The organism is Pontibacter sp. HSC-36F09, assembly GCF_024171605.1.
GTDB lineage: Bacteria > Bacteroidota > Bacteroidia > Cytophagales > Hymenobacteraceae > Pontibacter.
This window is the reverse complement of sequence record NZ_JALKAA010000003.1, coordinates 265910-279085: the sequence shown is the minus strand read 5'-3', so window position 1 is coordinate 279085 and position 13176 is coordinate 265910. Positions and strand designations below refer to the sequence as shown.

The window sequence follows — 13176 nt, the reverse complement described above, 5'->3', positions numbered from 1 at the left end:
TACTTAAGGCTATCTTGACAGGCTTTTTAAGGGGCACTTCGGAACAAGCCCTCACAGGGATCGTTGGAGGACGTGAGCCACTGTTGCGCAGCGCACGGATCGGCGAAGTAGGCAATCTGCACTTTATTGTTGGACATGCTGAGCAGGCTGTTGCTAACTTTCTCTACAACAACCTCTAGAAAGAGGTCGTCGGGCAGCACAAGCGCCAGTTTGCGAAGTTTGGTCAGCGGCAGGCTGTGACCGAGCAGTTCGATCGTCCAGGTCTGATCACTCATATTAGGTGTAGTTGTGCGACTGAAGTCTACCAGCCAGCCCATGGCATTACTCTTTCGTAGCCGCTTGCATACGTTTACCAGTGCCTGACGGTATTCAGTGCTGTTTACTACCCGCAACCACTGGCTCGAAAGTAGGCCTTGTTTTGGGTTATAGCTTATCTGGAAATAAGGCGATGGTTTCATGTCTTAATAACGGTATATTATTTATCGTTATAGTTATATAACGTACAAATACTTAGTCTGTTGTTATTATTATGTGAAATTTAAGATTTTAGACTACCAACTTACTGTATTCCAATGCAAAAGGAACTTAGATTGAAGATTTTGCCTTACAAAGCAACCGCCCACGTATTTTTTCAACACATTGACAGTGAAAGTGATAAGAATCATTTTATCTAATGATAGCACTTAGTAAATTTAACCTTCGTGCATAAAAATATACAGCAGAAAATAGCATTATCACAATTAAGAGGTGGAAGGGAATGAAAGATTTAAGACGTGCCCTGGTCGAGGAGACTGGTGCGAAGGTTAAAAAGCGAAGGGTCAGAAAATGTTTTTTCAAGGTGTACAGCTACCTCCTCTACCAGGATACAGCCAGTCTCTTTGAGACCTTGGATTACAGGAACTCCCTGGACCAGAAAGAGCGTCAGCATGAACACTATTTTATTTTTCGATACATGCTCCGGCTGATCAAAAGCAAGTATCCTAATCAATGTGAATGCATTTGTTCCTGCCTTACGAAGGGATAGCATGTCCTGAACTTTAAACGGACCAACTTCACAACCTCCTGTTTGCCTCCACTGGTAGACTGGAGGTTTTTTTGTGTCTCTGCTATAATTAATGAGAGGCGAAGCAACTAACCACTTCCTTTTACCATCTATCAGCAAAAGGGACATAGCAACGGGTACTTACCCGTTGCTATCACCAAATTCCTTCAAGATGAATTCTCGTTCGTCCGAATTATAGCGCAGTTAACGGATATTTTGGGGTGATTCATATAAAAAACTATACAGTACCTTGCATAACAAAGTACTATACAATAGTTTTGCATCAACCTATTACAATACACGCTAACAAAATATCACTATGAAAAAATTATTTTACATCATCGCGCTTACAATCCTTACTACCTTATCTCACAGTGTCTTAGCCAGACAGGAGGGCTGGCTGACAGGTAAAATACTGGACGAAAAAGGGCAGGATCTGGGATTTGTGAATGTCGCTGTGCTCTCTTCCTCCTCTGATGCAGTCGTGACTGGTACCATTGCAGAGATGGACGGTGCCTTCCGCATCAAAACGCCTGCTAAAGGTAGCTACAAGTTGAAGTTGAGCGGTTTGGGTTACCTGCCTATGGTAACGGAGACGTTTGAAGTGTCAGGACCTGACTTTAGTCGTGACTTTGGTAAACTACAGTTAAAACCTGATGTAAAAACACTGAAGGAAGTGACCATACAGACCATGCGCCCCACTATTACCAACGACGCTGAAAAGATGGTGGTGAGTGTGGAAGGCACCGGGCTGGCGCAAGGCAGCACGGCCTACGAAGTACTGGAGAAATCGCCGGGCGTGTGGATTGACCAGGATGGCAACATCACCCTGAACGGCAAGCCCGGTGTGCAGGTCATGATCAACGGCAAGCAGTCGTACCTCTCCGGCAAGCAGCTGCAGAACCTGCTGCAGGCTATGTCAGCTGAAAACCTGAAGGACCTGGAAATTATCACTAATCCATCTGCCCGCTACGATGCGGAGGGTGCATCCGGTATCATCAACATCAACCTGAAAAAGAACGAAGCGTTTGGCATGAACGGCAATGTGTACGTGGGCTATCAATACAACCGTCTGAACTCGTACAACGGTGGCTTCGACCTGAACCACAAGAGCGGTAAGTGGAACACCACAGCTGGCCTGGACTTCGCACGCCGCACCAACTTCCGTGACATGGAGATGGAACGAATTTTCAACGATCCGGCCGGACGCAGCTTTTTCGACCAGGTAGGTATAGAGGAGCGTGAGCGCGTCAGCCCTACCCTGCGCCTGGGTTCTGATTACGAGATCAACGAGCGCCATAGCGTAGGCTTTATGAGCAACCTGTTCTACAACTCCAACGAGGGCATTTTCAACACGGAGTCAGACCTGCGCCGCCCGGTGACAGCCGATAGTCGACAAATTTCCGCCACCAACGAACATAAGAGCACCTACCGCAACGGTACATTCAACCTGCACTACAACGGCAAACTCGACACAGCAGGCACCACCCTTTCGGCTGACGTGGACTATGCCCGCATCACAGACGAGACGGACTTTGTGTTCAAAAACAGACAGTATGTACTGGGCACCGATGAACTCGTAAGCCAGGAGCACCTCACCAGCTTTAACCCAACCGGTTACGACATCCTAGCTGGCAAAGTGGACTTCGGCAAGAAACTGGGCCAGGACGGCAAGCTGGAACTGGGCGCCAAGGCCAGCCATGTGGTGTCCGACAACGAGCTGCTTTTCTACGAAGTGACAGACGGCCGCGAGGTGCTGGACCCACGCCGTACCAGCCACTTTGTGTACACCGAGAATATTTTTGCCGGGTATGCCAACTACTCTACCAAACTAAGCGATACCTGGAAAGTAATGGCTGGTCTTCGTGCTGAACACACCTCTTCCGAGGGCAACTCTATCACGTTGAAGGACATCAAAAAGCGTAACTACCTGAATCTGTTCCCCAGCCTGTTCCTGCAGCAGAAAGTGAGCGACAACTACCAGGTAAGCTACAAGTATAGCCGCCGCATTAACCGTCCTTACTACGGCCAGCTGAATCCATTCATCTTCTACCTCGATCCCTATACCTGGTCGCAAGGCAACCCGAATCTCAAACCGCAGTACACCAACTCCTTTGAGATCACGCAGACCCTGAAGGAGCGCTATAACCTGATGGCCGGCTACTCCATCACCACAGACTTTATCGGCGAGATACCGACCTACAACAGCGAAGACAACACCACGGTGTTCGGCCAGCGTAACATCGAGAGCTACAAGAACCTGTATACCACGCTGGTTGCACCGGTGCAGCTTTCAGGCAAGTGGGAGATGAACAACACGGCCACTTTGGCCTACCAGCGCTATACTAAAGAGGTAAACGCGCAGGACGTTATCAATGACCAGGTGCTGTTTTACGTGCAGTCCAACCAGAATATCCAGCTGCCCAAGGACATCCGCCTGGAGCTGAACGCCGGCTTCCAGGGGCCCGCCGTGTACGGCCTGTACGAGATCAAAAGCCAGTGGTGGCTTGATGCCGGTCTGAAGCGCACTTTTATGGACGATCGCCTGACGCTGGCTCTTAACGCGACCGACATCTTTCAAACCCGCGTCCTGAAAGTGAAAACCATGCTGGAAGGTAACCTCAACGCCATCGACCAGTACCAGGGTACCCAGAGCATCCGCATCAACCTGCGCTACAATTTTGCCAAGGGTAAAGACTTCGAAGCGAAGAAACGCAACAATAGCCTGGAGGAGATCAACAGAACTGGAAATTAAATTAGATAAATAGTACTTGTTAGCCTACTCAGCCCCCGCACCACGAATTGCGGGGGCTGTTTCTTTTAAAAGTAGGTATAGCCGGCCTCCCCTATCCTGAAGCGGGCTTGGCACGTAGTATTACATTCAATAAAACGAAACACGATGCAAGACGAGAATATAGAACCTAAGAAACTACGGATAGCGGCCGTAGGCGACATACATGTGAGTGAGCAGGATACTGGCAAATGGGTTGACTTTTTCAGGCAGGTGTCGGAGGAGGCGGATGTGCTGCTGCTTTGCGGCGACCTGACCGACACGGGCCGTGAAAGCGAAGCCGAAGTATTGGCCGGAGAGCTCAGAGCCTGCTCTATACCTGTACTAGCCGTGCTGGGCAATCACGACTACGACCACGACCAGGTAAAGAAACTTCGTAAGGTGTTTGCCCAGACCAACCTGCAGCTGCTCGACGGCGACTTCACGGTGATCGAGCATGTAGGTTTTGCCGGCGTGAAAGGGTATGGCGGCGGTTTCGATAGGTATATGCTGGGTATGTTCGGCGAGCAACTCAACAAGGATTTCGTGCAGGAAGCCGTGACCGAGGCCCTGAAGCTGGATGCAGCCCTGTCACAGCTCGACAGCCAGCAAACCGACATGAAAAAGATCGTGCTGCTCCATTACGCGCCTATACAGGCTACCGTGGAGGGGGAACCGGAGGCCATTCACGCCTTCCTGGGTTGCTCGCGCCTTGAGGAGCCATTGAACCGTCGGAATGTGCTGGCCACCTTCCATGGGCACGCGCACGCAGGCACGCTCGAGGGCAAAACCAGCACAGGCGTGAAAGTATACAACGTATCGATGCCGGTGCTACAGAAGTCGGGGTACGAGAAGCCTTTCTTTCTGTACGAGGTATAGCGCTATACCTTACACCAAAGTCATTGCGAATGGAGTGCGAGCGATCCACTTTATTCCAATTGCTCAAGCCACTGTATTTCCAAAACAAAAGCCAGGTATAGAATAGTATAGACGTTTATACCTGGCTTTTGTTTTGGCCCTGAAAAACCGTATTTTTGCACCTCTTTATGCAGCACCTGTCTATCCATAGCACCCCTACTCCCCCTTGATGCGCGCTGGCTGCTGGCCACGTTTTCATAAAGGCCTTCCTATACCTGCCCATCCGGATCAGGTATAGACTTCGGGCATTCTCTGTTTTTTATAGCCTATACCTTGTCGCTTGCCTTTGCAGGTGCGATACGGTCGGCTGTATACAGTACCCCGAATAATAAAAACACCATACTTTATACTTACTTACAGTACATGCAATCCGATAATTCACCGCTTCAACCAAAAATCAAAGACAGTTTGTTCTCGCACGTCAAGACCGACCTGCCCGCCGGCCTCGTCGTTTTCCTGATCGCCCTGCCGCTCTGCCTGGGCATTTCGCTTGCCTCGGGCGCTCCCCTGTTCTCGGGCATCATCGCAGGTATAGTGGGCGGTATCGTGGTGGGTTTTCTGAGCGGCTCCAAAGTAAACGTAAGCGGGCCAGCGGCCTCTGTGGCACTGGTAATATACATGGCTATCGAATCGCTGGGCTCTTTCCAGATCGTGTTGAGTGCAGTGATCATCGCCGGCGTCTTCCAGATCATTCTGGGCTATCTGCGGGCCGGAACCATCGCCTATTTCTTTCCTTCTTCCATGATCAAGGGTATACTGGCATCCATCGGCCTTATCCTCATCATCAACCAGATTCCGCATGCTTTCGGATATTCAGGGAAGGAGCTGTTTGGCGGTATGGAAGGTGGTTTCAGCACCAACATTTTCCGTGAAATCGACGGCATGGTGGACTACATCAGCATCGGGGCGACCATCATTACTTTCCTCTCACTGCTCATCATCTTTGCCTGGGACCAACCCGCGCTAAAGCGCTATACCTTCTTTAAGTTCGTGCCGGCTGCCCTGATCGCTGTGCTGGCCAGCATTGGCATCAACCAACTTTTCATTGCCTACTTTCCGGAACTTGCCCTTAGCGGCGGACGCCTGGTGCAATTGCCGGCAGCCAGTAGCCTAGGGGAGTTCTTCTCGTTCTTCACTTTTCCGGATTTCTCTCAGATTACGAATCCAGAGCTCTGGACTGTGGCGCTGAGCATCGCCTTTATCGCCTCCCTCGAATCGCTGCTGAGCACAGAGGCCGGCGACAAACTGGACCCTTACAAGCGCAAGTCATCGACCAACCGCGAACTGAAGGCGCAGGGCATCAGCAACATCGTGTCTGGCCTGATCGGTGGCTTGCCGGTAACCGCCGTGATCGTGCGAACCTCAGCCAACGTGTCGTCTGGTGGCCGCACGCCGCTCTCCACGATCACGCACGGTTTGGTCATGTTGGTCTGCGTCATGACCATACCGCGTCTTCTCAACCTGATTCCACTGTCCTCGCTGTCGGCTGTGCTGTTTGTGGTGGGTTACAAACTGACCTCCATCTCGCTGTTCCGACGCATGTGGAAGGCCGGCAAGCGCCAGTTTGTGCCGTTCTTTGTGACCGTGGTAGCTGTGATGCTGACTGACCTGATCATGGGCATCATGATCGGTGGTGCCGTGTCGGTTTTTATGATTTTGCGCGACAACTACCGCACACCCTTCTTTCTGGACCGTGCAGAACGTGCTGAAGGTGAGCACATTGAACTGGTACTGGCAGAGGAGGTTACCTTCCTCAACAAGGCCAGCATTATGCTCACGCTGGACCACGTAGCCCCTAACTCCACTGTTGTAATCGATGCTTCCCGCTCTGTGCACATCGATGAGGACGTGCTCGAGATCATAGAGGAATTTAAGGCCACCGCCGCTTACAAAAACATCAAAATGGAAATGATCGGGCTCGACAAATTCCTGGCAAAACGCTGGCTCGTCTAGGTATAGCTAGTTCCTAGGTATAGCATTCTCAAAAGCCCAGCACTGCACCTGTTAGAAGGTATAGTGGCGGGCTCTTTTTAAAGTAGCTTAGCCTAAATACTTAGGTATAAAGTACTTGTTTTATACTTTTAAATTAATATATTTACATATTATAAAAACCATTTAACCTTCTCACTATAAAAGATCAGCGCTTATGGGCATGATGAAAGAATTTAAAGAGTTTGCCATGCGTGGCAACGTAATGGACCTCGCTATTGGTATCATCATTGGTGCGGCGTTCAGCGGCTTAGTTAATTCCGTCGTAAATGACTTGTTCATGCCACTAGTAGGTGCAGCATTAGGCGATATGGACTTCTCGAACCTGTATGTGCCGCTAGCCGATGCCGTGCCGCAAGGCTTGGCACTGGAGGAAGCACGTAAACTGGGTGCCGTTTTCGCCTGGGGTAACTTTGTGACGGTAATGCTTAATTTTCTGATTCTGTCCTTCATCATCTTCCTGATCGTGAAAGGGATGAACCGCATGATGCGCAAAAAAGCCGCTGCCCCTGCTGTGCCGCCAGCTCCGACCAAAGAAGAAGTGCTCCTCACCGAAATGCGCGACGCCCTGCGAACCATCGCCGCGAAATAGTATTTCCCCAGTTTATAAAAAAACCATGCTGTACGAGGGCGGACCTGCCTGGGTACAGCATGGTTTTTTGTTTTGGAAGTTGTGACCTCGCGGCGTGCGCAGCTCCCGCAAGTGTCTAAACCAAAGGCCGCGGATATACCTGGTTTTCAACCGCCGATCGGTTAGACTTTCGCGGGTCTGGAAGACGCCGCGAGGTTTGGGGCGGCTCCTAAACTTTCCTATACCTGTCTTTCGGATCTATGGCGGCAAGTTCCTGCAGGAGCTGGGCGATGTTGCGGGTGGTGGCTTCGAAAAAGGCTTTGCCTTTAGCGGGTGTGGCAGCCGTAGGGTTACCAATGCCGGTGTCGTCGCTTACCTGCGACCACAGGCGCTCTGACCAGGCCCAGCCTTCGCGTATACCTGTCAGCCTAGATTTGTGCTCTTTGCCCTCCCCTGCTTCGCTGAGCGGCAGTACCAGGTCGGGTCGCAGGTGCTGCATGATGCTGGTTTCCATCTCATCGGCATGGTCACCGGGTGTGTCGAAGAAGGCTTTGCGATCGGCAGCCAGAAACCAGTTGCAGGTGAGCAGAAACATCTCCGGGAACTTTAGGCCAAGTTCGCGCAGTATCGGTTTGAAATCGTTGCCGCCGTGACTGTTGAGTAGCAGCATTTTGCGGATGCCCTGCCGGTTGAGCACTTCTACGATGTCTCGCAGAATAGCCAGTTGCGTGCTGGGGTTCAGGTTAATGTCGAGGGTAATGTCGGCCTGGCCGGTGTTCACGCCAAAAGGGATGAGCGGAAGCACTGTTACTTTGGCTCCTGCTTCCCAGGCCAATCGGGCTGCTTCGGCTGCCACAGCCTCGGCTTCGTAGTTGTCAGTGCCGTAGGGCAGGTGGTAGTTGTGGGCTTCGGTGGCGCCCCAAGGCAGTATGGCTACCTCAACCTGCTGGTCTTTGATAGCTTTCCAGTTCGATTCGGCAAGTATGTAGGGACGCATGGGAGTTAAAGAATTTACGAGTTTGGGAGATATAATTTGGGAACTAGTAAAGTTGGGAAGTTTTAATATACGAAATAATTGAGTTAGTATGTAGTAAATGTCTATCTACATACCTTAGTTAGTTTCAAATTAGTCCTGGGCCTCTAACTCTCAAACACTTAAATTCCTCAACTTTCAATCAGCCAGGCGACGGCCTCGTCTAGATCGTCAAAGCTGCTATAAGTGATAGAACCTACCACCAGCGCGGCAGCATTAGAGGAAACTGCTTCCCTGTCGGCATCCCTGGTATTCAGCTTGGCAAACTTTTGCAGCCTTGTAGTGGCCAGCTGCAGCGCCAGTTGGTTAATGATCTTGGCATACTCCTCCATCGGCACTGTCACCTTCGACTGACGTGTGTCGGTAAGGATGCGCTTGATGTCGTAGCTGCGCACCGCCTCTATCACCTCGTCTATGATGTACGTAACCTCCGGCATGGTATAATCATGCATATTGGGCCATTCCACAAACAGGACATCGTAGGTGGGGTTATAATCTAGCTTCAGGAATTTGTTGGGAATGATCATCTTCAGTGATAAGGTGCCGTGTCTATTTAAGCGGAGTGCTAATGAAGCGCGTCCGGAAGGTCAGGCCAGTAGCCAGTTGCGTGCCTCGCCATAGAACTCGAACTCCATCAAACCATACTGGAGCTGGCTATAATCGAGGTACCTGAACATGTTCTCGGAACTGATGCGGGCTGAGATGTCTGTTGAACGGACACGAGCTATTTTTTCCAGGTTCTTCACCTGCTGAAGGAAAAGGGGCGCCCATTCTTCTTTCGTCCACTTCTGATCTGAAAGGCGCACCACCCTGGCCTGGCGTAGGTCATCGAGCCAGCGTTTTACATCGTATTTCTGGAGCGCCTCTATGTACTGTAGCATCGCCTCGCGGTACGCTGCGCTGGGGGCATAGGCCAGCCAGGTAACTTCGAGCAGTTTTTCAGCCTCATAGTAGGCAATGCTAATATAGTCTTTTTTGTATATTATCATTGCAATAAGGTCTATAGGAGTAGGTATAGGCACATCGAATAGCAGTATAATCGATTCGGGAATTATGCCCCGGACAAGCCTCAACCTAGCTGTTTCGACTAGGGTTTGCAAGAAAGGGCTTAGAGTTTTAAAATCAAAACCGAAAACTGCATTTAGTATATATTTGTGATATTACTCAATTTTTGCTTGGTGGGGCTACTACTGTTTTGTATATTAATGCGCTGCTTCATCCCCAAAATTCTTCAGGACAATTTCCAGATCATGATTCTTTTGCAAAACAGCATACTGCGACTGGAGTACGACCCTGCTACCGACATTCTGCAGGTGCGTTACCCCGATTTGCAGCGTTATCATATGTCAGAGATCAAACACAGTCTGCAGATTATGGTGCAGACGATCCGAAATTACGATGTGCGCAAGCTGCTGCTCGATGCCCGCACAACGTCCATAGAGATTGATGATGAGGAGAACCGGCGGCTTACCATGGAATTCACGGCTATGCTATCGGCCACTCGCTTGTCTAAAGTAGCCCGCCTGCAGCCTTTTGACCCGAAAAATGGGACGCGCGCCCAGCGCAACATTGAAGAGGCCCGCAAGACGGGTGCAATATCGTACGAGGTGGCAACCTTTGCGACTCCCGTTGCCGCCCTGGATTGGCTTAAGGTATAACACCGGAGCATAAAAAAAAGCGGCCCCGGTCGTTCACCCCCGGAGCCGCTTATACTTTCACAAAATGAGCTTTCGCTTAGCTTTCTATATATACGCTCACCTATATTAAAAAGTTGTTATCTTTTTAAATTTATTTTTTTGCGCATCTAGCAGTCTCCGGAGCTCGCGGTGTGCGAAAAGCTCAAAGTGCTTTAAATGACAGTCTTCTTCCATTTCAGCTTCAGCTGTACGAAAATCGCTATTGAGCTCTTAGGTCATAAAATAATAAGGGCAACTCTCTCTGCTGTTGCGTTAAAGGAGCTTCGCCCGAGAACAGCCCTCCTATTTCTTCTTCCGTTATACCTAGCTGTTTAATAAGATCGTTACGGGTTATCTTATAAGTTTTTTTACACTTCGCTATCCAATGGTGCTCTATCTACAGGAATTTGGGTTTATAAGAGTGTGTGGCATACTGTATTATATACCTGCCGCCAAATGGCTCGAACAGAACCCTTGCCTTTATGATAAGCTGTATCTGACTGAGCAACCAATTATTTTTGAACGTCGTTTGCTGTACCCGAACGCACAAGCTTTCATTTTCAGAATGAAGTATATCCACTCCTATACCTGTGCAGGCGAGCAGCTTGTAACAGGAGGTTCTGAGTTGGTCATGTGCAGCGTTATCGATAGGCAGCTTGTCGATGTTTTTCAAGTCAAAGTTTGATGTTACGTTCTGTTCAGCTGCATGCCCTACAGGTAGGTCGCGACCTATCCCTACAAAGGGTGCTATACCTTGGCGGCTTCGTGCATTTCGTATGCGTCTCGCGGCATGGCAAAAGTCAGGTCCACGAAAAACACTTCGTAGTAGGTCAGATTGTAGAAGCGGTATACCTGCAGCCTGACCTCCGTTACCATGGCCGCATTAAAGCACTCCATGTCGTTTCGGGCTGTTTTCTGTCGGATATAAGCTTTGTTCAGTGCTTGTCAGGGGCGATGGGTGTTGTGCTGCATGAGGTCGGTTTGTTTTCTACTACAAGGTATAGATTAATTGGAAATTAAGAATATAGAAAGATGAATAGGAAGGCGCCTTGTCAAATCATTGTTGAAACATGTTTTTATCCTGTTCATTATTCTCCTCCTTTCCCCGCATGCCAGTCACATTTTCTTACCCGGAACTGAAAGAAAATTTATCAGGGGTTTTCACTTCCCAGTAGCTTAAATCAAATTATATATAAAATACACATATTAAATATAAACATTTTTTGGCAGAAAGGTATAACTCATAATTAAACATCCCGTAATGGTATAATCTAATCACAATAACACCTCTTACACCAGCCAAACTGGCATATGGCATTGACCTGGTTTCATAACCACGGCACAATGAACCAACTGAAGCAAAACATTTTACTGACAGAAGCGCTGTCGGCACTCCCGGAGTCCGCTATGGCCGTTCGGTGAGCTACAGGGTCATTGCCCTTATTGATATAGAAGCATTTAGTAACACCTTAAAATCTATTATATACATCTAAACCTTTTACACATGCTTAACAAAACTTTTGCTGGCAAAAAGCTGATCTATCCAGCCCTTTTCGCCTTTATCGGCCTGGTTGGTTGTAATCCGGAAGAGGATATGAACCCCACATCGGAGTTAAATGCGGAATCTTCGCTTATGGCGCAGGGCGTTCACCCAGGCTCAAATGTGAAGCTGCGCAAAAACCACTATGTGGTGCTTTCTAGCAGTGAAACACTTCCTGCAGGTATAGCCTCCGAGCTGACAGCTGCCAATGGGGAGGTAACCAGCCTGATGGAGCAGGCCGGAGTAGCCACGGTGTATTCTGAAGACCCTCAGTTTGCTTCCAAAGCGGCCAGGATAAATGGTGTACGCTCAGTGGTGCGCGACCTGGAGGTGCAGTGGTACAACCCGGACGACATGAAAATTGTTGAACTGGCTGACGTGGGCACACCACCTGCCAGTGGCGACAACGACCGTTACTTTGATCTGCAGTGGGGGCATGCCGCCATTAAAGCTTCTCAAGCCTGGAATGCCGGCCACCGTGGCCAGGGTGTGCGGGTAGCCGTACTGGATAGCGGCTTCGACCTAGACCACGCAGACCTGGCCCCAAACATTGACATGGCAGCCAGCAAAAACTTTGTACCGGGCGAGAAGCTGGGCTATGCCCTGCCGGGCGTGGGTAGCCACGGCACACACACGGCCGGCACCATCGCCGCTGCCGATAATGGCATTGGCATTATTGGTGTTGCCCCTGAGGCGAAACTGATCCTGGTGAAGGTGCTACGTGACTCTGGTTCGGGTTCCTTCTCTTGGATGATCGATGGCATCATTCATGCCACGCAGCAGGGCGCAAACGTGATTAACATGAGCCTTGGAGCCGCCCTTCCGCGCAACGGTAAGTTCCTGAACGACAACGGCACACCAAATGATCCGACTGATGACTTTATCGAAAGTGATACCAAAGCCGTGCAGGAATTGTTGATTGCCATCAACCGCGCTACCAGCTATGCTACTAAGAACGGGGTAACCGTAATCGCTTCTGCCGGTAACGATTCCAACAACGGAAATGCAGATAAGTCGCTGGTTCACATACCTTCCTCCTCTACCGGTGTGATCTCCATCTCGGCTACCGCTCCTCGTGGCTGGGCGCTTGCCCCGTTCACTACTTTTATGGATGACTTCGCCTCTTACTCCAACTACGGCACTTCAGATGTACACTTCGCTGCACCAGGTGGTGATTATGTATACCCGGGTAGTGAGATAGCTACTATTGGTGGAATCACACAGTATGTTTATGTGTTCGACTACGTTTTCAGCACGGGTAGCAACCTGGACCCCACAAGAGCTTCCTACTACTGGTCTGTAGGCACGAGTATGGCAGGCCCGCACGCAGCGGGCGTGGCAGCACTCATCGTTGGCAAGAACGGCGGCAAGATGGATCCTGCCCATGTACTGGCCAAACTACGCGCCACTGCAGATGACTTAGGTAAACCCGGCCGCGACCCTTACTATGGCTACGGCCGCGTAAACGCCTTGCGTGCTGTAACAGAATAAGTTATACCTGCCTTCATAACAAAAGCCGGACTGTTTCACGACAGTCCGGCTTTTGCTTTTATATAACTGTGCAATTTATTAATCCCAAATCATTCTAATTATCCAATTTTATCCTCAGAACCACATCCAATAAAACAGTTATTTCA

12 protein-coding genes are annotated in these 13176 nt (G+C 49.8%); 6 read left to right on the top strand and 6 right to left on the bottom strand.

Features of this window, described 5'->3' with window-relative positions; genetic code table 11:
* Positions 1-26 precede the first annotated feature (26 nt).
* Positions 27-458 (bottom strand): STAS/SEC14 domain-containing protein, encoded by a 432-nt coding sequence (locus L1278_RS11105; protein ID WP_253403993.1) that lies wholly within the window; start codon positions 456-458, stop codon positions 27-29.
* Between the two features lie 308 nt (positions 459-766).
* Complete coding sequence (locus L1278_RS11100) at positions 767-1171, bottom strand: hypothetical protein (protein WP_253403991.1); 405 nt, start codon at positions 1169-1171, stop codon at positions 767-769.
* Between the two features lie 190 nt (positions 1172-1361).
* Here L1278_RS11100 and L1278_RS11095 point away from each other — a divergent pair, with 190 nt between their 5' ends.
* The 4 genes from L1278_RS11095 to mscL all read left to right on the top strand — a co-directional run bounded on the left by L1278_RS11095 (position 1362) and on the right by mscL (position 7311).
* Positions 1362-3797: a TonB-dependent receptor domain-containing protein gene (locus tag L1278_RS11095; RefSeq protein WP_253403989.1), complete on the top strand. Its 2436-nt coding sequence runs from the start codon at positions 1362-1364 to the stop codon at positions 3795-3797.
* Between the two features lie 144 nt (positions 3798-3941).
* Entirely contained in the window at positions 3942-4691 is a 750-nt protein-coding gene (locus L1278_RS11090; RefSeq protein WP_253403986.1) for a metallophosphoesterase, read from the top strand.
* Positions 4692-5093: 402 nt separating this feature from the next.
* The gene (locus L1278_RS11085) at positions 5094-6683 is read left to right on the top strand and encodes a SulP family inorganic anion transporter (RefSeq protein ID WP_253403977.1); all 1590 of its coding nucleotides are present in this window, start codon (positions 5094-5096) and stop codon (positions 6681-6683) included.
* Between the two features lie 193 nt (positions 6684-6876).
* Positions 6877-7311, top strand: a complete 435-nt coding sequence (gene mscL / locus L1278_RS11080; RefSeq protein ID WP_253403975.1) for a large conductance mechanosensitive channel protein MscL — start codon at positions 6877-6879, stop codon at positions 7309-7311.
* Between the two features lie 208 nt (positions 7312-7519).
* Here mscL and L1278_RS11075 read toward each other — a convergent pair whose 3' ends face one another.
* The 3 genes from L1278_RS11075 to L1278_RS11065 form a co-directional block, all read right to left on the bottom strand.
* Entirely contained in the window at positions 7520-8287 is a 768-nt protein-coding gene (locus L1278_RS11075) for a creatininase family protein (RefSeq protein ID WP_253403973.1), read from the bottom strand.
* A 167-nt stretch (positions 8288-8454) separates the two neighbouring features.
* Complete coding sequence (locus tag L1278_RS11070) at positions 8455-8850, bottom strand: hypothetical protein (protein WP_253403971.1); 396 nt, start codon at positions 8848-8850, stop codon at positions 8455-8457.
* A 60-nt stretch (positions 8851-8910) separates the two neighbouring features.
* Positions 8911-9312: a hypothetical protein gene (locus L1278_RS11065; RefSeq protein ID WP_253403969.1), complete on the bottom strand. Its 402-nt coding sequence runs from the start codon at positions 9310-9312 to the stop codon at positions 8911-8913.
* 216 nt (positions 9313-9528) lie between these two features.
* On the opposite strand from L1278_RS11065, the gene L1278_RS11060 reads away from it, so the two are divergent.
* A complete protein-coding gene (locus L1278_RS11060; RefSeq protein WP_253403967.1) occupies positions 9529-9981 on the top strand; it encodes a hypothetical protein in 453 nt (150 codons plus the stop codon).
* Positions 9982-10746: 765 nt separating this feature from the next.
* Here L1278_RS11060 and L1278_RS11055 read toward each other — a convergent pair.
* Positions 10747-10896, bottom strand: a complete 150-nt coding sequence (locus L1278_RS11055; RefSeq protein ID WP_253403965.1) for a hypothetical protein — start codon at positions 10894-10896, stop codon at positions 10747-10749.
* Positions 10897-11503: 607 nt separating this feature from the next.
* Here L1278_RS11055 and L1278_RS11050 point away from each other — a divergent pair.
* Positions 11504-13030, top strand: coding sequence for a S8 family serine peptidase (locus tag L1278_RS11050; RefSeq protein ID WP_253403963.1), 1527 nt, complete (start codon positions 11504-11506; stop codon positions 13028-13030).
* Positions 13031-13176: the final 146 nt, after the last annotated feature.

Excerpts from the sequence above, each read along its gene's own strand:
- L1278_RS11065 (WP_253403969.1), bottom strand. The coding sequence starts at position 9,312 with ATGATAATATACAAAAAAGACTATATTAGCATTGCCTACTATGAGGCT.
- L1278_RS11100 (WP_253403991.1), bottom strand. The coding sequence starts at position 1,171 with ATGTCCCTTTTGCTGATAGATGGTAAAAGGAAGTGGTTAGTTGCTTCG.
- L1278_RS11095 (WP_253403989.1), top strand. The coding sequence starts at position 1,362 with ATGAAAAAATTATTTTACATCATCGCGCTTACAATCCTTACTACCTTA.
- L1278_RS11105 (WP_253403993.1), bottom strand. The coding sequence starts at position 458 with ATGAAACCATCGCCTTATTTCCAGATAAGCTATAACCCAAAACAAGGC.
- L1278_RS11070 (WP_253403971.1), bottom strand. The coding sequence starts at position 8,850 with ATGATCATTCCCAACAAATTCCTGAAGCTAGATTATAACCCCACCTAC.
- L1278_RS11060 (WP_253403967.1), top strand. The coding sequence starts at position 9,529 with ATGCGCTGCTTCATCCCCAAAATTCTTCAGGACAATTTCCAGATCATG.
- L1278_RS11075 (WP_253403973.1), bottom strand. The coding sequence starts at position 8,287 with ATGCGTCCCTACATACTTGCCGAATCGAACTGGAAAGCTATCAAAGAC.
- L1278_RS11055 (WP_253403965.1), bottom strand. The coding sequence starts at position 10,896 with ATGGAGTGCTTTAATGCGGCCATGGTAACGGAGGTCAGGCTGCAGGTA.
- mscL (WP_253403975.1), top strand. The coding sequence starts at position 6,877 with ATGGGCATGATGAAAGAATTTAAAGAGTTTGCCATGCGTGGCAACGTA.
- L1278_RS11050 (WP_253403963.1), top strand. The coding sequence starts at position 11,504 with ATGCTTAACAAAACTTTTGCTGGCAAAAAGCTGATCTATCCAGCCCTT.
- L1278_RS11090 (WP_253403986.1), top strand. The coding sequence starts at position 3,942 with ATGCAAGACGAGAATATAGAACCTAAGAAACTACGGATAGCGGCCGTA.
- L1278_RS11085 (WP_253403977.1), top strand. The coding sequence starts at position 5,094 with ATGCAATCCGATAATTCACCGCTTCAACCAAAAATCAAAGACAGTTTG.